This is a genomic window from Micromonospora sp. DT44 (assembly GCF_049841635.1).
In the GTDB taxonomy this organism is placed as follows: domain Bacteria; phylum Actinomycetota; class Actinomycetes; order Mycobacteriales; family Micromonosporaceae; genus Micromonospora.
Genome location: NZ_JBNCKS010000028.1, coordinates 22,639 through 41,773 on the forward strand (window position 1 = coordinate 22,639; position 19,135 = coordinate 41,773).

General features: G+C 72.8%; 18 protein-coding genes. 10 read left to right on the forward strand and 8 right to left on the reverse strand.

Annotated elements, in window-relative coordinates:
- Positions 1 to 47 precede the first annotated feature (47 nt).
- Together ACLQ25_RS17580 and ACLQ25_RS17585 are read left to right on the forward strand one after the other, a co-directional pair.
- Positions 48 to 539 carry a hypothetical protein gene (locus ACLQ25_RS17580; protein ID WP_425731933.1) on the forward strand — a complete coding sequence of 164 codons (492 nt, stop codon included), beginning with the start codon at positions 48 to 50 and terminating at the stop codon, positions 537 to 539.
- Between the two features lie 239 nt (positions 540 to 778).
- Complete coding sequence (locus ACLQ25_RS17585; RefSeq protein WP_425731934.1) at positions 779 to 1,429, forward strand: TOPRIM nucleotidyl transferase/hydrolase domain-containing protein; 651 nt, start codon at positions 779 to 781, stop codon at positions 1,427 to 1,429.
- Between the two features lie 3 nt (positions 1,430 to 1,432).
- Here ACLQ25_RS17585 and ACLQ25_RS17590 read toward each other — a convergent pair whose 3' ends face one another.
- On the reverse strand, positions 1,433 to 2,407 hold the full coding sequence (locus tag ACLQ25_RS17590) for an Acg family FMN-binding oxidoreductase (protein WP_425731935.1): 975 nt from the start codon (positions 2,405 to 2,407) through the stop codon (positions 1,433 to 1,435).
- 193 nt (positions 2,408 to 2,600) lie between these two features.
- Here ACLQ25_RS17590 and ACLQ25_RS17595 point away from each other — a divergent pair, with 193 nt between their 5' ends.
- Positions 2,601 to 3,239 (forward strand): response regulator, encoded by a 639-nt coding sequence (locus ACLQ25_RS17595; protein ID WP_425731936.1) that lies wholly within the window; start codon positions 2,601 to 2,603, stop codon positions 3,237 to 3,239.
- A 92-nt stretch (positions 3,240 to 3,331) separates the two neighbouring features.
- Here ACLQ25_RS17595 and ACLQ25_RS17600 read toward each other — a convergent pair whose 3' ends face one another.
- The 5 genes from ACLQ25_RS17600 to ACLQ25_RS17620 all read right to left on the reverse strand — a co-directional run bounded on the left by ACLQ25_RS17600 (position 3,332) and on the right by ACLQ25_RS17620 (position 10,427).
- A complete protein-coding gene (locus ACLQ25_RS17600) occupies positions 3,332 to 5,008 on the reverse strand; it encodes a GAF domain-containing protein (RefSeq protein ID WP_425731980.1) in 1,677 nt (558 codons plus the stop codon).
- A 97-nt stretch (positions 5,009 to 5,105) separates the two neighbouring features.
- Positions 5,106 to 6,101, reverse strand: coding sequence for an Acg family FMN-binding oxidoreductase (locus ACLQ25_RS17605; protein ID WP_425731937.1), 996 nt, complete (start codon positions 6,099 to 6,101; stop codon positions 5,106 to 5,108).
- Between the two features lie 151 nt (positions 6,102 to 6,252).
- A complete protein-coding gene (locus ACLQ25_RS17610) occupies positions 6,253 to 7,098 on the reverse strand; it encodes a universal stress protein (RefSeq protein ID WP_425731938.1) in 846 nt (281 codons plus the stop codon).
- A gap of 11 nt (positions 7,099 to 7,109) precedes the next feature.
- The gene (locus ACLQ25_RS17615; RefSeq protein WP_425731939.1) at positions 7,110 to 9,503 is read right to left on the reverse strand and encodes a phosphoketolase family protein; all 2,394 of its coding nucleotides are present in this window, start codon (positions 9,501 to 9,503) and stop codon (positions 7,110 to 7,112) included.
- Positions 9,504 to 9,566: 63 nt separating this feature from the next.
- Positions 9,567 to 10,427: a universal stress protein gene (locus ACLQ25_RS17620; RefSeq protein WP_425731940.1), complete on the reverse strand. Its 861-nt coding sequence runs from the start codon at positions 10,425 to 10,427 to the stop codon at positions 9,567 to 9,569.
- Between the two features lie 194 nt (positions 10,428 to 10,621).
- Here ACLQ25_RS17620 and ACLQ25_RS17625 point away from each other — a divergent pair, with 194 nt between their 5' ends.
- The 7 genes from ACLQ25_RS17625 to ACLQ25_RS17655 all read left to right on the forward strand — a co-directional run bounded on the left by ACLQ25_RS17625 (position 10,622) and on the right by ACLQ25_RS17655 (position 17,020).
- The gene (locus ACLQ25_RS17625) at positions 10,622 to 10,858 is read left to right on the forward strand and encodes an HTH domain-containing protein (RefSeq protein ID WP_088946910.1); all 237 of its coding nucleotides are present in this window, start codon (positions 10,622 to 10,624) and stop codon (positions 10,856 to 10,858) included.
- A complete protein-coding gene (locus ACLQ25_RS17630) occupies positions 10,858 to 11,436 on the forward strand; it encodes a Clp protease N-terminal domain-containing protein (RefSeq protein ID WP_355051888.1) in 579 nt (192 codons plus the stop codon). The genes ACLQ25_RS17625 and ACLQ25_RS17630 overlap by 1 nt, the downstream gene beginning before the upstream one ends.
- Positions 11,437 to 11,529: 93 nt before the next feature.
- The gene (locus tag ACLQ25_RS17635) at positions 11,530 to 12,534 is read left to right on the forward strand and encodes a diacylglycerol/lipid kinase family protein (protein ID WP_425731941.1); all 1,005 of its coding nucleotides are present in this window, start codon (positions 11,530 to 11,532) and stop codon (positions 12,532 to 12,534) included.
- Entirely contained in the window at positions 12,527 to 13,528 is a 1,002-nt protein-coding gene (locus tag ACLQ25_RS17640) for a YihY/virulence factor BrkB family protein (RefSeq protein WP_425731942.1), read from the forward strand. Before ACLQ25_RS17635 ends, ACLQ25_RS17640 begins: the two co-directional genes overlap by 8 nt.
- A gap of 70 nt (positions 13,529 to 13,598) precedes the next feature.
- A complete protein-coding gene (locus tag ACLQ25_RS17645; protein ID WP_425731943.1) occupies positions 13,599 to 15,089 on the forward strand; it encodes a phosphatase PAP2 family protein in 1,491 nt (496 codons plus the stop codon).
- Between the two features lie 8 nt (positions 15,090 to 15,097).
- Positions 15,098 to 15,898 (forward strand): endonuclease/exonuclease/phosphatase family protein, encoded by an 801-nt coding sequence (locus ACLQ25_RS17650; protein WP_425731944.1) that lies wholly within the window; start codon positions 15,098 to 15,100, stop codon positions 15,896 to 15,898.
- Positions 15,899 to 15,946: 48 nt separating this feature from the next.
- The gene (locus ACLQ25_RS17655) at positions 15,947 to 17,020 is read left to right on the forward strand and encodes a hypothetical protein (protein ID WP_425731945.1); all 1,074 of its coding nucleotides are present in this window, start codon (positions 15,947 to 15,949) and stop codon (positions 17,018 to 17,020) included.
- A 132-nt stretch (positions 17,021 to 17,152) separates the two neighbouring features.
- On the opposite strand, the gene ACLQ25_RS17660 is transcribed toward ACLQ25_RS17655, so the two are convergent.
- Together ACLQ25_RS17660 and ACLQ25_RS17665 are read right to left on the reverse strand one after the other, a co-directional pair.
- On the reverse strand, positions 17,153 to 18,028 hold the full coding sequence (locus tag ACLQ25_RS17660) for an alpha/beta fold hydrolase (RefSeq protein WP_425731946.1): 876 nt from the start codon (positions 18,026 to 18,028) through the stop codon (positions 17,153 to 17,155).
- Positions 18,025 to 18,987 (reverse strand): TIGR03557 family F420-dependent LLM class oxidoreductase, encoded by a 963-nt coding sequence (locus tag ACLQ25_RS17665; protein ID WP_425731947.1) that lies wholly within the window; start codon positions 18,985 to 18,987, stop codon positions 18,025 to 18,027. The genes ACLQ25_RS17660 and ACLQ25_RS17665 overlap by 4 nt, the downstream gene beginning before the upstream one ends.
- Between the last annotated feature and the right edge of the window lie 148 nt (positions 18,988 to 19,135).

Sequence of the window (19,135 nt, forward strand, 5' to 3'; positions counted from 1 at the left end):
CGGCTCGGCCGCGTCGCAGACTTTCACCTGCAGCGCGGGACGCCCTGGTGTCCGAAGCAGTCGACTACTTCGAGGCGACGTTGGCGGTGGGAGCGGTCAATGCCGCCGCCGTTCAGGCGGCCAGGTACGCGGGCGACAATGCCTGGAACCGGCTGACGGTTGACTGGTCGGGGCGGAACTGCAAAGGGCTTGCTCGTCTCGCCCGTGCCGCCCTGGACGGCAAGGATTGGCTCCATGACCGGATCGGCGACCTGGTGGGCTTCCTGTTGGAGTGGCTCAGCACGCCCCGCATCGTCAGGGTTTTCGGCAAGGAGATCGCTAAGCGGTTACCGCTGCCCTGGGATCAGCAACTCGTAGCGGTGTCGAGAGGCATGCAGATCGCGGGCATCGCGGTGTGCATGATCAACGGTCGGGAGCTGACGAAGTGTGAGTGCTTCATCGATGTCGTGATCGAGGAGGGCAAGGAGCGTGTGCGCCAGTTGATGGACTGGGCAGCCAAGGACTGGCGAAACCTGGAGCAGTTGGTCCCCGCCGCCTGAGGCGACTGTGCCGGTTCTATCGGGGGTTTTCGTCCCGTGACGCCCACATCTTGGCCATGCCAAGCAGGCGCTTTGCCTCCCAACAAGGGGTGTGCAAGGGCCTCCACGAGTTCCACCAGTTCGTTGACGGCTCGTCACCGGTTCCACGGTGACGAGCCGTTTCGCGTCGGAGCGTCCGAGCGGGCGCGACGCCGGGAATCCGGTGGCGGGGTGGACCAACCGTTGCGAGACTCGGTGCCGTGCCTGAGCCGGACCGCTTCCGAGCCGCCGTGCACCTGTGGGCGGCCGGCGGTCCCGACGCCGCGACGGCCGCCGCGGCCGCCCGGGAGTCGGCGGCCGGCCTGCGTACGGTCGTCCTCGTCGAGGGGGTCAGCGACCAGCGCGCGGTGGAGGTCCTGGCGGAGCGACGACACCGCGACCTCGCCGGTGAGGGTGTCTGCGTGGTGCCGCTCGGCGGCGCGATGAGCGTCGGCCGGTACCTGCGGCTGTTCGGGTCGCAGGGCCTCGCCGTCGCGGTACGGGGGCTGTGCGACGAGGCCGAGGAGGGCTTCTTCCGCCGTGGCCTGGAGCAGGCGGGCTTCGGTGCCGCCCTGGACCGGTCGGCGATGGAGGCGCTCGGTTTCGGGGTGTGCGTGACCGACCTGGAGGACGAGCTGATCCGCGCGCTGGGCAGCGACGGCGTGCAGCGGGTCATCGCGGACCAGCAGGACCTGGCCCGGTTCCGGGTCTTCCAGAACCAGCCGGCCCAACGCGACCGGTCGATCGAGCGGCAACTGCGTCGTTTTCTGGGCACCATGAGTGGGCGCAAGGCGCGCTACGCCGAGGCGCTCGTGCGGGCGCTCGACCCGGATCGCGTGCCCCGCCCACTGGACCGACTGCTCGCCGGCTGAGCCTCAGGCCGGCACGACCGGAAGATCCAGCACGTCGTCAACGGCGCGGCGCGGAGTGGGTCGGCCGGGCTGGCCGTACCCGACGCGCAGCACCATCTGCGGGGTGCCGAACCGCCCCAGCGACACCCGTAGCTGCTCCCGCGCCGTCGGCACCTCGATCGGCTGGGACAACATCGACACGCCCAACCCGGCGTCGACGGCGGTGAGCAGCACCCGTTGCAGGGCCTGACCGGCGACCACCTGGTCGATGGCGGTGTTACCGACCGAGCCGAGCACCCCGACCAGCGGCTCGGGTTCGAAGTCCCGCCCCGGCGCGCGGTCGCGACCGCCGAAGCCGCGCGTCGGCAGCACATCCTGCGGCTCGTGCTGCGGACCGCCGGCCGAGGTGGGTACGCCGTCCGGCGCGGACCCGTGACGCAGCCACTGTTCCCGCTCGGCGCGGTACGCCGGGTCGCGTTCCAGCACCCGGTGCGCGCCACGGGCGATCTCGCCGAACGCGTTCACGGCGCTCACCCCGACCAGTAGCTCCAGCCAGCACCCCTCGGCGCGGGCCGCGTCGCCGAGCCGCCAGCGGGCGTCGGACGGCACCGGGTCCGGCCAGAACGGCAGCCGGTTGCTGAACCGGCGGGGGATGGCCGTGTGCAGGCTCTGCTCGCTGGGGCTGGGCCGGCGCGGGAGGTCCGGCACCAGACGGGCCAGCAGATCCGGCTCGGCCGGTTCCGGACGTAGTCGCACCCGGGCGGGTACGCCGGCCACGGCCAACGCGATCCGCAGGTTGAACAGGGCCGCCCCGCAGGCCACCCGTACGCCCCAGCCGCTGGGGTCGGTCGCCGGCAGCCGCCGTGACGGGTCGGCCAGCACCTCGATCCCGCCGGCACGCAGCCGGAACCGCCACGGCTGTGTGTTGTGCAGCGACGGCGCCCGGACCGCGCTGGCGGCGGCGGTCCGCAGGTGGTTCGCGGTGTAGCCGATGTCCATGGCGGTGCTCCTTCCCCGGGGCCGGTCGTCGAGCCGCGACGGCTGGCACACCCCCACCGTCCGCCGGTCGGGCGGCGGTGAGCAGGGCCGGACGTCCCGACCCGCCGGGCCCGACCGACCCACCGACGGTCGGCCCCTCCGGTCGGGACCTTCGGCCCGTGCACCCGTCGTGGGGCACGGGTAGAAACGAGGGATGATCCGCGTCTTCCTCCTCGACGACCACGAGGTCGTCCGCCGTGGCCTGGCCGACCTGCTGCAGAGCGGCGGCGACATCGAGGTGGTCGGCGAGTCCGGCTCCGCGCAGGAGGCGTCGCGCCGCATCCCGGCGCTGCGGCCGGACGTGGCGATCCTCGACGCCCGGCTGCCCGACGGCAACGGCATCGACGTGTGCCGCGACGTCCGGGCCGTCGACTCGTCCATCAAGGGCCTGATCCTTACCTCGTACGAGGACGACGAGGCGCTGTTCGCCGCGATCATGGCGGGTGCCGCCGGGTACGTGCTCAAGCAGATCCGCGGCACCGACCTGGTCGACGCGGTGCGCCGCGTGGCGGCGGGGCAGTCCCTGCTCGATCCGGCGATCACCACGCGGGTGCTGGACCGCATTCGCAACGGCGTCGAGCAGCCGCGCGAGTTGAAGTCGCTCACCGAGCAGGAGCGGCGGATCCTGGAGTACGTGGCCGAGGGGCTGACCAACCGGGAGATCGCGGGAAGGATGTTCCTCGCGGAGAAGACGGTGAAGAACTACGTCTCAAGCGTGCTGGCCAAGCTGGGCCTGGAGCGCCGCACCCAGGCGGCGGTCCTGGCCACCCGCCTGCTCGGCAAAACCCCCTGAACCACCCCGGTTCCCGCGATCTTGCACTTTCTGCGCCGACGAAACCGACCTAGCACCTCATCTCGTCAACCGAAACTGCAAGATCGGCGCGGTCAGTCGCGCAGGGGCACTGACCAGTGCAGCTCGGTGCCTTGGGGGTCGGCGGGGCGGATCGTGAACAGGCCGCCCCGGCGGTCGGCGCGTTCGCGCAGGTTGACCAGGCCACCCCGGGCGGCGGCCGGGTCGCAGCCCACCCCGTCGTCGGTGACCGTCACGCTCACCTGATCGCCCTCGACGCGTACGGCCACGTCCACGCGGGTGGCCCGCGCGTGGCGGACCGTGTTGGACAGCGCCTCGCGCAGCACGGCGGCCAGCTCCGGGCGGACGGTGTCGGGGACGGCGCTGTCCACCGGGCCGGTCAGTTCCAGGCGCGGCTTGAAACCCAGGGATTCGGCGGCCAGCTCGATCGCCTCGCGGATCTCGGTGCGCAGCGCGGCGGTCATCGGTGTCCGCAGCTCGAAGATGGTCCGCCGGATGTCGCGGATGGTGTCGTCGAGGTCGTCGACGGCGGCGTTGATCCGTTTGGCGACCTCGGGGCGGGTCATCATCGGCGCGGCGCTCTGCAACTGCAGGCCGGTGGCGAAGAGCCGCTGGATCACCACGTCGTGCAGGTCCCGGGCGATCCGCTCGCGGTCCTCCAGAACCACCAACTGCTCGCGCTCCTCCTGACCACGTGCCCGCTCCATGGCCAGCGCCGCCTGGCCAGCGAAGCTGCCCAGCAACGCCACGTCCTCGTCGGTGGCGCCGCCGCCACGCTCCGGCCGGTGCGCCACGATGAGCACGCCGTGCAGAGTGTCGGCGGTGGCCAGCGGTGAGACGATCGCGGGCCCGGTGTGCAGCAGCGCCGGCCAGGGCGCGGCGTGCGCGAGGTCGTCCACCTGGTCGTGCCGTCCCTGCGCCACGGCCGCCCCGAAGCTGGTCTCGGCGGCCGGCAGGACCGTGCCGACCAGCGGCCGGGCCCGATCGTCGACGCCGTCGACCACTTCCACGGTGAACTGCGCGGTGTCGGCGTCGTGGAGCAGCACCAGCGCCAACTCCGCCTCGGCGACCTCCCGGGCACGGCGGGCGACGAGCGCCAACGCGTCGGTGCGACGCACCTCGCCGAGCAGCACCGTGGTGATCTCGGCGGTCGCCGCGAGCCAGCGCTCCCGCCGGTGAGCGAGGGCGTACAGGCGGGCGTTTTCGATGGCCACACCGGCGGCGGCCGCGAGCGCGACGACGATCTCCTCGTCGTCCTCGGTGAACTGCGCGCCGCCCTGCTTCTCAGCCAGGTAGAGGTTGCCGAACACCTGCTCGCGGATAAGCACCGGCACGCCCAGGAAGCTGTGCATGGGCGGGTGGTTGGCGGGGAAGCCGTAGGAGCGCGGGTGCTGGGTGATGTCCGGCATGCGCAGCGGGTGGGGATCGTCGATGAGCAGGCCCAGCACGCCCCGCCCGTGCGGCAGGTCGCCGATCTGCGCGTGCTGCTCGGGCGTGATGCCGTGCACGATGAAGTCGTGCAGCAGACGGTCCGGACCGACCACGCCCAGCGCGCCGTACCGGGCGCCGACCAGCTCGCAGGCCGCCTGGACGATGCGCCGCAGGGTGGTGCGTAGATCCAGGTTGGTGCCGATGCCGACGACGGCGTCGAGCAGCGCCCGCAGCCGCTCCCGGCTGGTCATCACCTCGCCGACCCGGTCCAGCATCTCCTGAAGCAATTCGTCGAGGCGGACCCGGGACAGCGGGCTCAGGCCGAGCGACGGCGTCACCGGGAGTTCCGGGCGAGGCTGCGGGACGCTGCTGGTCACCGCGCGATCGTAGCGTCGGCCGGCGGCGACGATCGACCCGTCAGGCCTGGTCGCCGCGCACTGCGGAGGTGTCGACCACCTGCTCGCCGGCCAGTCGCGGGGTGTGCGGCGGCCCCGCGTGCGCCGGGTCCGCGATCCCCAGGCGCAGCACGAGGTACGGGAAGCCGATGCCGGCGAGCACCTGACGCAGTGCCTGCCGGGTGCCGGGGACCTCGACGACCGCGCTGAGGGGTACCACCGACACGCCGAGCCGGGTCGCGGTCAGCCAGGCGGCGGAGAGGGCCTCGCCGGCACGGAGCCAGCTGTCCCGGTCGTCCTCGTCGCCGTGCAGCAGCGCGTACACCGCCATCCGGTCGTGGCCGGGACCGATCGGCAGGCTGCCGGGGCGGCCGAAGTCGCGGCCCGGCACGGTGGTCTGTGGCGGCTCCGCGGGGAGCACGTCGGCGGGTAGACCGGTACCGGGGTCGGCGCGGCTCGTCCAGTACGCCATCTCGGCGCGCAGCTCCGGGTCCTCGGCCTCGACCGCGCCGGCGTGCCCGGCCGTGGCGGCCAGCTCCAGCACCTGGTCGCGGTCGAGGATCTGCAGGCGGCTGCCCTCGGCGGTGACCGCCCGGGTGACCTCTCCCATCGCGTCGGTGGGCACCGGCTCGTCGCTGACCGGCCGTCGGTCGGTGTGCCGCACCGACATGCACTGCACGAGGCGCATGGCGTCCGGATCGGCCTCGGTCCGGGTGAGGTCGGTCAGACGGGCCACCAGGCTCTCCTCGCCCGGGTCGGGCAGGCGGCGCACCACCACGCGCCAGCCCTCGGCGGCCAGCGCCACCCGGGCGTGGTGCAGGGCGGCGCCGCAACTGACCGCCAGCAGTCGCCCTTCCGGGTCGCCGGCCGCGAGCTGCCGGTCGGCGACCGTGTGCAGTTCCAGCGAGTCGGGGAGTACCCGCCAACGCCAGGGCTGCGTGTTGTGCACCGAGGGGGCGTGGCCGGCGGTGGCGGCGGCCTCCGCCAGCGCGGTGGTCAGCGAATTCTCCTGACTCATCGTCACGACCTTTCCGTCTCGACCATCGTGCCTGACCCGGCGCTGTCGCGCGGTGAGTTGCCCCTTGATCCTGGGCGCCTCGGTCGGCCGCGCGCAGGGGCCATAGGTCCCGAGACCCGGGCCGGTCGGCCCGGCACGACGGTCGACCGTCTCAACGCTCCCGCACGACGGCGACCGGGCAGCCGGCGTGCTGGATGACCTGCTGGCTGACCGAGCCGAGCAGCATCCCGGCCAGCCCGCCCCGTCCCCGGCTGCCGACCACCACCAACTGGGCCGACCGGCTCGCCTCGATCAGCGTCGCCGCCGGACTGCCCCCGACGAGGTCGACCGTGACATCCAGCTCGGGGAACGTCCGCCGCCAGGGTTCGACCGCCTCCTCGACGGCCGCCCGCTCGTCGGGCGTCCCGGCCGCCCCACCCGGGCCCGGCGTCCAGGCGTGCAGCACGCGCAGCGGTACCCGTCGTTGGGTTGCCCGCTCCGCCGCGAAGCCGAGGGCCACCAGCGACGGCTCGGAGGCGTCCACCCCGACCGTCACGGGGTCGGCCGGGCCGTGGGCCGCGCCGTCGCGGACGATGACGACGGGACAGTGGGCGTGCGCGGCGACCGCCACCGCCGTCGAGCCGGCCAGCAGCCCGCCGAACCCGCCGTGGCCCCGGCTGCCCAGCACCAGCATCCCCGCGTCGGTGGAGCGTTCCTGCAACACGAGGGCGGGCGGTCCGTCGTACACCTCGCCGGTGACCGTCAGGGCGGGATGCGCGGCGGCGGCGTCCGCGGCGGCCTTGCGGACCAGGTCGTCCACCTGCCGCCGGGCGGTGTCGTCCGGCCAGATGCCGGGCGCCACGCCGGGACCGACCCAACTGGCCACGGTCAGCCATTCGAAGATGTACGCCAGCCGCACCGGCTGACCGCTGCGCTCGGCCTCGTCCAACGCCCAGTCAAGGGCCACCGACGCGTCGGTCGAGCCGTCGTAGCCGACCAGAATCTCCGCGTCCCGCACGTCGTCCTCCTTCAGGGGTTGGTCGGGTCGGTCTCGCGGACCCAGCGCCACTCGGCGACCTGTGGGTCGTCCTCGCCGTACCGGCGCGTGTAGTCGCGGGCCGCCTGTCGGGCGTCGACCATCTGCTGGCGTAGGTGCGCGGCGCGCGCGCCCAGCCCCGGCACCCGGTCGATGACGTCGATAACGAGGTGGAACCGGTCCAGGTCGTTGAGCATCACCATGTCGAACGGGGTGGTGGTGGTGCCCTCCTCCTTGTAGCCGCGTACGTGCAGGTTCTCGTGGTTGGACCGGCGGTAGGTGAGGCGGTGGATGAGCCACGGGTAACCGTGGTAGGCGAAGATGACCGGGCGGTCCGGGGTGAAGATGGTGTCGAACTCCTTGTCGGGCAGGCCGTGCGGGTGTTCGGTGTCCGGTTGCAGGCGCATCAGGTCGACGACGTTGACCAGCCGCACCTTGAGCTCCGGCAGGTGTTCGCGCAACAGGTCGGCGGCGGCCAGGGTCTCCAGGGTGGGCACGTCGCCGCAGCAGGCGAGGACGACGTCCGGCTCGCAGTCGTCGTCGGTGCTGGCCCACTCCCAGATACCGAGGCCGCGGCGGGTGTGCTGGATCGCCTCGTCGACGGTGAGCCAGTTCGGCGCCGGCTGCTTCCCGGCCACGACCACGTTGATGTAGTGCCGGCTGCGCAGGCAGTGGTCCATGGTTGCCAGCAGGGTGTTGGCGTCCGGCGGCAGGTAGACGCGGACCACCTCGGCCTTCTTGTTGACCACGTGGTCGATGAAGCCCGGGTCCTGGTGGGAGAAGCCGTTGTGGTCCTGCCGCCAGACGTGGCTGGACAGCAGGTAGTTCAGCGAGGCGATCGGCTGTCGCCAGGGGATGGCCCGGGTCACCTTCAACCATTTGGCGTGCTGGTTGAGCATCGAGTCGACGATGTGGATGAACGCCTCGTAGCTCGTGAACACGCCGTGCCGGCCGGTCAGCAGGTAACCCTCCAGCCAGCCCTGGCACAGGTGCTCGGACAGCACCTCCATGACCCGGCCGTCCGGGGAGAGGTGGTCGTCGCCGGGGACCGTGGCGGCCATCCAGGCGCGGTCGGTCACCTCGAAGGCGGCGTCCAACCGGTTGGACGCGACCTCGTCCGGGCCGAACAGCCGGAACGTCTGCGGGTTGGCGGCGATCACGTCGCGGATCCACGGACCGAGCACCCCGGTCGCGCCGGCCATCGGCTGACCCGGTTCGGGTACGTCCACGCCGTACTCGCCGAAGTCGGGCAGGGCCAGGTCGCGCAGGACCACTCCGCCGTTGGTGACCGGGTTGGCGCTCATCCGCCGGTCACCGTGCGGCGGCAGTGTCCGCAGGTCGTCGACCGGAGCGCCGGTGGCGTCGAACAGCTCCTCCGGTCGGTAGCTGCGTAGCCAGCGCTCCAGCTCGGCCAGGTGCGCCGGGTTGTCGCGTACGCCGGACAGCGGCACCTGGTGCGCGCGGTAGGTGCCCTCCACTTCCGTACCGTCGACCTCGCGTGGTCCCGTCCAGCCCTTCGGCGTCCGCAGGATGATCATCGGCCAGCGGGGACGCTCGACGACGCCGCCGGAGCGGGCCCGGCGCTGGATCGTGGCGATCTCGTCCAGCGCCCGGTCCATGGTGGCCGCGAGAGTGCGGTGCACCACGCTCGGGTCGTCGCCGGCCACCACGTACGGCTCGTAACCCGAGCCCCGCATCAGGTCGAGCAGGTCCGTCTCGGGGATCCGGGCCAGCACGGTGGGATTGGCGATCTTGTAGCCGTTGAGGTGCAGGATCGGCAGCACCGCGCCGTCCCGGGCCGGGTTGAGGAAGACGTTCGAGAGCCAACTGCCGGCCAGTGGGCCGGTCTCCGCCTCACCGTCGCCCACCACGCAGGCGACCACGAGATCCGGGTGGTCGAACGCGGCGCCGTAGGCGTGGCTCAGGGCGTACCCCAGCTCGCCGCCTTCGTGGATCGAACCCGGCACGTCCGACGCGACGTGGCTGGGGATGCCGCCGGGGAAGGAGAATTGCCGGAACAGCCGGGCCATGCCGGTCTCGTCGCGTGCGACGTCGTGGTAGCGCTCGGACCAGGTGCCCTCCAGCCACGTGTTGGCCACGATGGCCGGACCGCCGTGCCCGGGGCCGGTGACCAGCATGGCGTTCAGGTCGCGGGCGACGATCACCCGGTTGAGGTGGGCGTAGATCAGGTTGAGCCCGGGGCTGGTGCCCCAGTGCCCGAGCAGCCGGGGCTTGATGTCGTCGGGGGTCAGCGGCTCGCGCAACAGGGGGTTGCCCAGCAGGTAGATCTGCCCGACGGTGAGGTAGTTCGCGGCACGCCAGTAGGCGTCCAGCCGGCGCAGCTCGTCGTCGGTGAGTGCGCGCTGTACGTCTTCAGCGGTGTCCATGATGCCGCCTCTCGCGGGTAGGGGGTGTCCGCCGTCCAGCCTCGCCGCCGCGGACGTGGCCGGTCAGGGTCGTTGGTCCCGGGTCGGGTGGGCGTCGGGCCCGGGGAGCGGCACCTCGGCGAGCCCGCGGACGACGACCACCGGGGCGGGGGAGTGGTAGAGCAGGGACTGGGCGACCGCGCCGAGCATGGCGCGTCCCGGTTCGTCGCCGCGGGCGGCGACCAGTGCCATCTGGACCGACCGTGACGTGTCGATGAGCACCTGCGCGGGGTCGCCGCGGACGACCCGGCACTCGGTGGGCACTCCGGCGTGCCGGCCGACGTGGCGGGCCAGCGCCTCGCCGAGCTGCTCGGTGACCGCGTCGGTGTCCTCGTCGCTCTCCACCACCCGCAGGGCCACGAGGCGCGCGCCGCGCCGGGCGGCGCACTCCACGGCCCACCGCAGGGCGAGGTGGGAGCTGGGCGAGCCGTCCACTCCGGCCAGGACCGGGCCCTGCGGCGGCGGTTCGCGGCGGACCACCAGCAGCGGGCAGTTCGCCCGCGCCGCCAACTGCACGGCGGGCGTGTCGGCCGGTACGCACTGACCGCTGCCGGCCATTCCGCTGTCCCCGACGGCCAGCAGGAAGGCCGTCTCGGACCGGCGGATGAGGGTGGGCAGCATGGCGCTCTCGACGATCTCGGCGCGCACGGTCAGACCCGGTTCGACCTGGTGGGCGAGCTGGGCGGCCCGGGTGATCAGACTCTCGGCGGCGTCGCGGGGCGCGGCCACGGTGTCCGCCGCGAAGGCGGCGTGCCAGTCGAAGGTGTGCACCAGGTGCAGGGGCCGCCCGTGGCCGGCGGCCTCCTGGGCAGCCTGCTCCACGACCGGTAGGTCACCGTCCGAGCCGAGGCCGACCAGCACCTCCGCGTCGGCCGATGCCGCCATCCGATACCACCTCCCGGGCGTCGCGCCCGGCACGACCACGCTGTCCCTGCACCGAGGGTAGTCGCGTGGTCGCGGTGCGTGGGCCGGATCGGCCTGGGCCGTCGAAAGGGTCCAACCCTCATAGAGTACGCGGACCCGAGGCGTCCTGTCAACAAATGTTGACAGGAGTGGCGTTGTCAACGTATGTTGACGGCATGAGTCAGGCGACGGAACTCGCGGCGGCAGCCGGCAGCACCGACCCCCGAGTCGGGCTCCGTGCCGTCCGCGCGCTGCGCCGGCTGCTCGAGCGTCTTGAGGTGGTCCAGGTGGACAACGCCCGTCGACAGGGCTGGTCCTGGCAGGAGATCGCCGACGCGCTCGAGGTCAGCCGGCAGGCGGTGCACAAGAAGCACGCCGGGCGACCGGCGGTCAACCCATCCTGGGAGGCGTGATGTTCGAACGGTTCACCGACCGGGCGCGAGGCGTGGTGCGGCGGGCGCTCGAGGAGGCCCGGGCCGAGGGACGGCGGCCGGTCGGCACCGAACACCTGCTGCTCGCCCTTCTCGCCGACGAGGACGGCCTAGCCGGCCGTGTGCTGGCCGACGCCGGGGTGCGTGCCGACGACCTGCGTGAGCGGGTCCGGCGGCACACCACGGGCGGGGGCGCCGGCCTCGGTGACGCGGACGCGGCAGCGCTGCGCGAGATCGGCATCGACCTCGCCGCGATCGTGGCCCGCATCGAACAGTCCTTCGGCCCCGACGCGCTGCGCGAGGCGGTGCCGGCCCCGCGTCGCCGCTGGGGACGTCGCCGCTACCTGGGCGGCCCGTTCTCGCCCCGCTCGAAGAAGGCCCTGGAGCTGTCGTTGCGGGAGGCGCTGCGGCTGCGGCACAAGCACATCGGCACCGAGCACATCCTGCTCGGGGTGCTGCGTGAGGGTCAGGGACTGGGCGCGCTGGTGCTCACCGAGGCCGGGGTCGACCTCGACGATCTGCGCCGCCGGGTGGAGGCGGCGCTTCGCGCGGCGGCGTGACGGGCACCCGCGAGTTGAAACCTGTCTGTGGCACTTCCGACGCCGACGGTTCGCCGGGTCGCTGACAGCGGCCCGGTGTTGCACACTGACGCCGTGGATGCTGGACAGGACAGGCGCCCCTCAGGTGGCGACGGCGGGCTGCGCTCCGCCGTGGTGGTCAACCCGGCGAAGATCGCCGATCTCGACGAGCTGCGCCGCACCGTGAACGACGCGCTCGCCGCCGCCGGGTGGCCCGAGCCGCAGTGGTTCGAGACGACCGTCGACGATCCCGGCCGGGGCCAGACCGAACAGGCCGTCAAGGACGGCGTCGACATGGTCTTCGCCTGCGGCGGCGACGGCACCGTGATGTCCTGCGTCAGCGCGCTCGTCGGCACCGACGTGGCCCTCGCCGTCCTGCCGCAGGGCACCGGAAACCTGCTCGCCGCCAACCTCGGCCTCTCCACCGACCTCCCGGCGGGGCTCCAGATCGCCGTCGAACGCGGTCGGCGGCTGCTCGACGTCGGCGCGGTGGAGGACCAGTACTTCACTGTGATGGCCGGCATGGGTTTCGACGCCCAGATGCTCGACGCCACCAACGAGACCACCAAGGCCCGCATCGGCTGGCCGGCCTACGTGATGGGCGCCGTGAAGCACCTGCGGGACCGGCCGATGCGGGTGCAGATCCGCGTCGACGACCGGCCCCCGGTGCGCCGCCGGGTCCGCTCGGTGCTGATCGCCAACGTCGGCCGGCTCCAGGGCGGCGTGACTTTGCTGCCCGAGGCCGAGCCGGACGACGGCTGGCTCGACATCGCCGTACTCACCCCGCGTAACCTGCGGCACTGGCTCGCGCTCGGCTGGGCCGTGGTCCGCCGCAGCGGCCAGGTCCCGCAGATGGAGGTGTTCCGCGGCCGGACGGTGGTCGTCAGCAGCAACCGCCCGCAGCCGCGGGAGCTGGACGGCGACCTCATCGCCCCCGGACGGCAGCTCCGCGCCGAGATCCGGCCGCAGGCGCTGTGGCTCTGCGTCCCGCAGCCCGAGGACGCTCCCGACCTGGCCGTCGACGCACAGGGCGCCGGGGAGCGGGGCGAGCAGCTGATCGAGGAAGCGCGCCGTGAGTAGCACCCGGATCGTGCCGGAGACCCGGCTGATGGCCGACGAGGAGCTGTCGGCCGACGACGCCTGGCGCACACTGCGCCGCAAGGGCGGCTGGCACCTGCTGCGGGACGCGTTCATCCGGTTCCGCTACGGCGACGGGTTCAGCCACTCCCGCGCGTTCGCGTTGCAGCTCTGCCTGGCCGTGGTGCCGTTCCTCATCGCGCTCACCGGTCTGATCAGCGAGCTGGGCGTCGAGGAGGGCGGCCGGGTCGTCGCCGACACCGTGCTGGCGCTCACCCCCGGCCAGAGCGCCGAGATGGTCGGCGAACTGCTCGGCGAGGGCGAACGCGTCGAGGACGCGGGGGAGCTGGCGCTCACCCTGGGTCTGCTCACCGGCCTGGTCGCGCTGACCACCACGATGGCCCAGATCGAGCGGGGCGCCAACCGCATCTACGGTGTCGAGCGCGATCGCCCGGCGTTGTGGAAGTACCTGCGGGCGGCCGTCCTGGCGGTCACCGCCGGTCTGCCCGCGCTGGCCGGCTTTTTGATCCTCGTCGGCGGCGGGGCGATGGGCGACTCGGTGCGCGAGCACTACGAGTGGGGCGAGACCGCCAACATCATCTGGAACGTGATCCGGTTTCCGTTGAGCCTCGGTCTGACCGTGCTCGCCGTGGCGGTGCTGTTCCGGCACGCGCCGCGCCGCAACCAGCCCGGCCTTTCGTGGCTGTTCTTCGGTGCCGGCATCGCCACGGCCCTGTGGTGGCTGGCCAGCCTGCTGCTGGCCGCGTACGTCAAGTTCAGCGAGGGCTTCGGGCAGACCTACGGCGCGTTGACCGGCATGATGGCGCTGCTGCTCTGGGCCAACCTGACCGGCATGGCGCTCTTCGGCGGTCTGGCCTTCGCCGCCCAGTTGGAGGCGCTGCGGATCGGCGTGCAGGAGCCGGCGCAGCCCGACCTGTGGGAGCCCGAGGCCGACCGCGCCGAGCTGTTCGACACCGGTGACATGACCGCGCTCTGAGCGCGCCCGGGTGTACGGCGCACGCGGATCGGGTACCTCGCCTCGCCAGGTACGACAAGGGAGGTGCGGGGTGACCGCGGTCAAAGAGGTGGCTCGGCGTCCGATCGGTCACTTTGCCGAACGGAGCATCGCCGGTCTGGTCGCCGTCATCGGCGCCGGTGCGGCGTTCGGACTGTTGCTGTTGCTCGTCCGCTTCCGGTGGAGCCCTTTGCAGGACGCCGACCACGAGCTCGCCGAGTGGTTCAACTCGCTCGTCGCCCCACACCACGCGCTGGTCACCGTGCTCCAGGCGGTGACCGATCTGGGCGGTCGACCGATCCTCATCTGGCTGGTCGCGATCCCCGCGATCGGTCTGCTGATCCGGCGGCAGCCCCGGCTGGCCGTCTACCTGATCGTCACGGGGGTCGGCGGGCTGATCCTTGACCCGTCGCTCAAGGCGCTCGTCGGTCGACTCCGCCCGGTGGTGGACGTCCCGGTCGCCAGCGCTCCCGGCAACAGCTTCCCGAGCGGTCACGCGCTCGGCTCCATCGTCGCGTACGGGGCGCTGCTGCTGGTGTTCCTGCCGGCGATGGCGCCCCGCTGGCGCAAGCCCGCGATCGTCGGCGTCGGCGTGCTGGTGGCGCTGATCGGGTTGACCCGGATCTCGCTGGGCGTGCACTTCGTCTCCGACGTGCTGGGCGCCTGGCTGCTCGGTGCCGCCTGGCTGGGTGTCACCGCGTACGCCTTCCGGCTGTGGCGGCGCGAGCGCGGCAAGCCGGTGCCGCCGCTGACCGAGGGACTGGAGCCGGAGGCGGGGCACGACATCGCCATCGCCCCGGCCGAGGAGCGTGTGCTGGCGCATCCCCGCTCGGCGATGGCCGAGCTGCTGGTCGGTTGGGTGCTGGTGTTCGGCGCGCTGTACGGCTTCGGCATGTTCGTCAGCTACCACGCCAAGGGCACCTTCTTCGCGACCCTGGACACCGTGGTCCCGCGCTGGTTCGCCGACCGGCACATCGACGTGCTGACCGATGTGAGCTGGTGGTGGAGCAAGTTCGGTGACACCCACGCCATCCTGCTCATCTCGCTGGTGTTCTGCCCGCTGGTGCTCGCGGTGTGGCGGCGGTGGCGGCCCGTGCTGTTCGTGGTGCTGGCGATGGTCGGTGAGCTGACCCTCTTCCTCGCCTCGGCGCACGTGGTCGGCCGGCCGCGTCCGCCGGTGGAGAACCTGGACGGGCAGATGCCCACCTCCTCGTTCCCGTCCGGGCACATTGCGGCCACGATCTGCGTCTGGCTGGCGATCACGCTGATCGTGTTCCCGCGTACCGACCGCTGGTGGCGGTGGATCTTCGTGGCGCTGGCCGTGATCATGCCGGCCGGGGTCGCCACCTCCCGGATGTACCGGGGGATGCACCACCCGACGGACTTCATGGGCGCGATCCTCCTCTCCGCGCTCTGGATCGGCCTGCTCTACCTCGTGATCCGCCCCAACGCCGACCTGGCGGAGGGCAACCAACCGGCGATCGAGTCGGAGGACCTGGACACCCTCGACGACGAGCTGGCGCGGGCCGGCCGACCCGACTGAGCGCCGCGATGCTGCGGTTGATGACCTGGAACATCCGTACCGGCGGCCGGGACCGTGGCGGCTCCGACCGGCTGGATCGGGTGGTCCAGGTCGTCGACCAGCAGGCGCCGGACGTGTTGGCGTTGCAGGAGCTGCGCGGCTTCGACCGGGCGGGGCTGATGGACACCATTGCGGACCGGGTCGGGATGACGCCCCACCTGGCCCGGTCCTGCTTCGGGCAGCCGGTGGCGGTGCTGGTCCGGCCGCCGTACCGGGTGCTCGCCGCAGGGCCCCTGCGTCGGCCGTTGCACCACGCCGCGGCCCGCGTCGTGGTGTCCACCCCGGCCGGGCCGCTCACCGTTGTCGGCACCCACCTGTACCCGTACTCCGGAGGCCGTCGACGGATGGAGGTCGACTGGCTGGTCGCTGCCCTGCGCCGCGCCCCCGGGCCGTTGACCCTGCTCGCCGGTGACCTCAACTCGCTCGACCCGACGGTCGATCACACCGCTCGTCTGGACGGACTGCCCGCTCTCTACAAGCGACGGCACCTCCGTCGGCGCGGCGGTGCCGTGGACACCCGCGCGGTCGCCCGGCTGCTCGCCGCCGACCTGGTCGACCTGTGGCCGTGCGCCAACGCCGACGCGCCGGAGGCCGCGGGTCTGACCGTCCCGACCCGGTTCGGCGGCGCGGAATTCGCCGGGATGCGGCTGGACTACCTGTTGGGCAGCCGTGCGGTGGCCGAGCGGGTACGCGGCTGCCGGGTGATCCGCGACGCGGCGACGGACACAGCCTCCGACCACTACCCACTGCTGGCCACCATCGACCTGTGACCGCGCCGGGGCCTCGGCGGATGGCGTCGTCGGGCTACCGTGCCCACCGTGACCGACCGCCCCACCCTCCGTCCGCCGCTGTCCGGGCCGCCGACCGACCGGCCGGCCGCGCCGACGGTGACGCTCGCGGCCCGAGCCCCGTCGGCGGTCGGCACGGCCGAGCCGGACACCGTCGCACTGCCGCTCGTCGCGGCCGTCGCGCGCGGTGTCGCGCTGGTCTTCGTGCTGCCGGTACGCCTGCTCTGGGAGCTGATCGCGGCTGCCGGCCGGCTGCTGGGCCGGTACCTGCTCACCCCGGTTGGACGGTTCCTGCGCGACTGGCTGGTGGCCCCGTTGGTCTGGGCCCTGGACCGGCTGGTGTGGCGTCCGCTGCTCTGGTGCGCCGACCGTCTACTGTGGCGTCCGCTGCGCTGGGTGGCCCGCAACCTGGTGTGGGTGCCGCTGGTGTGGCTGGCCCGGGGTGCCGCGTGGGTGGCCCGCAATCTCGTCTGGGTGCCGCTGGTGTGGCTGGGACGCGGCGTGGCGTGGGTGGCCCGCACGCTTGTCTGGCTGCCGCTGGTGTGGCTGGCCCGCCACGGCCTGCGCCCACCTCTGGTGGCCCTGGGCCGGGTGCTGGTCTGGCTGGCCGAGCACCTGGTCGTGCGGCCGCTGCGCTGGCTGGGCGCGGCCCTCGCCCCCGCCGGGCGGCTGCTGTGGCGCGGCGTCGCCGTGCTCGCCGGGGCGGTGGGCGCCGCGCTCGTCGCGTTGGCGCGGGGGGTCCGGTGGGTCGTGGTCGGCCTGGCGCGGGGAGTCTGGTGGCTCGTCGTCGGGTTCGGCCGGCTGGTCGTGACCGCGCTGGTGGGGGCGTGGCGGACCGCCGGCTGGCTGTTGCGGTGGTTCTACCGACTGCTGCTGCGCCCGGTCGGGCTGGGGCTGCGCTGGCTGTGGCGGCACACCGTACGCCCGCTGCTGTCGGGCATCCGCTGGGTCTGGTCGGTGACTGTCATGCCGGTGGCGCGTGGCCTGCGCGTGGTCTGGCGGGCCACCGTCACTCCGGCGGCCCGGTGGACCCGACGCGCGGTGCTCGACCCGGCCCGGGTGGCCTCCCGCGAGGTGCTGAGCGCACTGGGTCTGCGCCGCTGACGACGCCTCAGAGCACCAGGTTGAGCAGCACGGTCAGCACCACCGAGGCCACGATCGAGAAGAGGATCATCAGGAGGCAGCCGGGGCCACCACCGGGCGGGCGGATCTCCGTGTTACCGAAGCGCATGAGGTTCACCTGTCCGTGAGTGCGGGCTGTGGGCTGAGCAGATGGCGGATCGCGTCCGCGACCGCCGTCGGCGCGGTGGTGACCACGTTGTGCGCGGCACCCGGTACGACGGTCAGGTCGGCGTCCGGCACCAGTCGGCTCGCCTGGTCGCGCCACCGCGCCGGCACCACCGGGTCGCGCTCACCGGCCAGCACGAGGGTCGGCGTGTTGATCCGCACGAGGTCGGCCTCGATCGCGTTGCGCACCGAGTGCGACAGCGTCGCGAAGACCCGCCAGGGCCGGGCGTCCCAGATGTCCCGAACCAGGATCGGCGCCTGCATCGGGGCCTCGCGCAGCGTGTCCACCAGCCACCGGCCGAACAGGGCGCGTCGGGACCGGGCGACCGGGTCACTGGTCGGCCCGGCGAGCACCAGCGCGCGTACCGCGTCCGGGTGGTTCGCGGCGACCGCGGCGGCGACCTCCGCGCCGAACGAGTGCCCCACCAGGCAGACCGGCGGCAGCCGGTACGCGGCCAGCCAGGCGGCCAGGTGGTCGGCGTGCCGCGCGACGTCGTACGCGCCCCGGGGGTGATCGCTCAGACCGAAGCCGGGCAGGTCCGGCACGTACACCGGGTGGGTCCTGGCGAGCGCGACGGCCAGCGGGGTGAGATAGCGGTGCGAGACGGCGAGGCCGTGCACCAGCACCACGGGCGTGGCCCCGGCGTCCGGCGCGGCGCTTCGCCGGGTGTGGGTGCGCAGTCCGTCGACGGGCCGCCAGTCGCTGGTGAGGCCGGCGGCCGGCCGGGGAGCGGCCAGGGCGAACCGCAGCTCGGCCAACCCGAACCGGCCGGCGGGCGTGAGCCCGGCCGGCCGGATCCGTTGGCGGCTCGTCGGGTGGCTCACAGCTCGCGGAGCCGGGGCAGTAGCTGATCCTGTGCCCAGTCCAGGAACATCGGCTGGGTCTCCCCGCCGACCTGGATGATCGCCACGTGCGTGAAGCCGGCGTCGACGAACTTGCGGAACGCGTCGACGTGCGCTTCCACGTCCGGGCCGCAGGAGATGCCCTCGGCGACGTCCTCCTCCCGGACGAACTGGGTGGCGGCGGCGAAGGACTCCGGCCCCGGCAGGTCGGCGTTGACCTTCCAGCCCATCCCGAACCAGCGGAACTGGTCGTGCACGATCTTGCGGCACTCGGCCTCGTCCGGGCCGTAGCAGATCGCCACCTGCCCGTAGCGGGGCTGGCCGGCACCGCCCGCGTCGTCGTACATCCCGATGATGTGCCGGTCGGGCTCGGTGGCGACGAGACCGTTGCCGTACTCGGCGGCGAGCGTGGCGGACTGCCGGCCGGAGGCGGCGATCGCCATCGGGACGGGCCGCTCGGGGCGGTCCCAGACGTAGGCGTCGGGTACGTCGAAGTGGTTCCCGGAGAAGGTCAACGTCTCGCCGTTGAGCAGCGGACGGATGATCTGCAACGCCTCCTCGAACATCTCGTGGCGCTGCTGCACGTGCGGCCAGCCGCCGACCACGTGCTCGTTGAGGTTCTCCCCGGCGCCCAGGCCGAGGGTGAAACGCCCGTCCGAGAGCGCGCCGATGGTGCTGGCCTTCTGGGCGACCACGGCCGGGTGGTAGCGGCGGATCGGGCAGGTCACGAAGGACATCAGCTCCGCGCGGGAGGTGGCGTGCGCGACCGCGCCGAGCACCGACCAGGCGTACGGGGAGTGGCCCTGCGAGTCCAGCCACGGGTAGTAGTGGTCGGACATGACCAGTTGGTCGAAGCCGGCCGCCTCGGCTCGCACCGCGTGGTCCACCAGTTGCTTCGGTCCGGCCTGCTCGCACATCAGGGTGTAGCCGACGCTCACCATCCCGTTATCTCCTTCTCGCCGACGGTTCGTCCCGGGATACCCAGGTCAGCAACGGTCAACCCTCCCGTCCGGTTCGCCCGGGCGATGCTTGACGGATGTCGTGGACCCGCCTACGGTCCTCTTAACCGGTTAAGACCCTCGGTGTGGC

Excerpts from the sequence above, each read along its gene's own strand:
- ACLQ25_RS17590 (WP_425731935.1), bottom strand. The coding sequence starts at position 2,407 with ATGGACATCGGCTACACCGCGAACCACCTGCGGACCGCCGCCGCCAGC.
- ACLQ25_RS17595 (WP_425731936.1), top strand. The coding sequence starts at position 2,601 with ATGATCCGCGTCTTCCTCCTCGACGACCACGAGGTCGTCCGCCGTGGC.
- ACLQ25_RS17605 (WP_425731937.1), bottom strand. The coding sequence starts at position 6,101 with ATGAGTCAGGAGAATTCGCTGACCACCGCGCTGGCGGAGGCCGCCGCC.
- ACLQ25_RS17615 (WP_425731939.1), bottom strand. The coding sequence starts at position 9,503 with ATGGACACCGCTGAAGACGTACAGCGCGCACTCACCGACGACGAGCTG.
- ACLQ25_RS17620 (WP_425731940.1), bottom strand. The coding sequence starts at position 10,427 with ATGGCGGCATCGGCCGACGCGGAGGTGCTGGTCGGCCTCGGCTCGGAC.
- ACLQ25_RS17625 (WP_088946910.1), top strand. The coding sequence starts at position 10,622 with ATGAGTCAGGCGACGGAACTCGCGGCGGCAGCCGGCAGCACCGACCCC.
- ACLQ25_RS17630 (WP_355051888.1), top strand. The coding sequence starts at position 10,858 with ATGTTCGAACGGTTCACCGACCGGGCGCGAGGCGTGGTGCGGCGGGCG.
- ACLQ25_RS17650 (WP_425731944.1), top strand. The coding sequence starts at position 15,098 with ATGCTGCGGTTGATGACCTGGAACATCCGTACCGGCGGCCGGGACCGT.
- ACLQ25_RS17665 (WP_425731947.1), bottom strand. The coding sequence starts at position 18,987 with ATGGTGAGCGTCGGCTACACCCTGATGTGCGAGCAGGCCGGACCGAAG.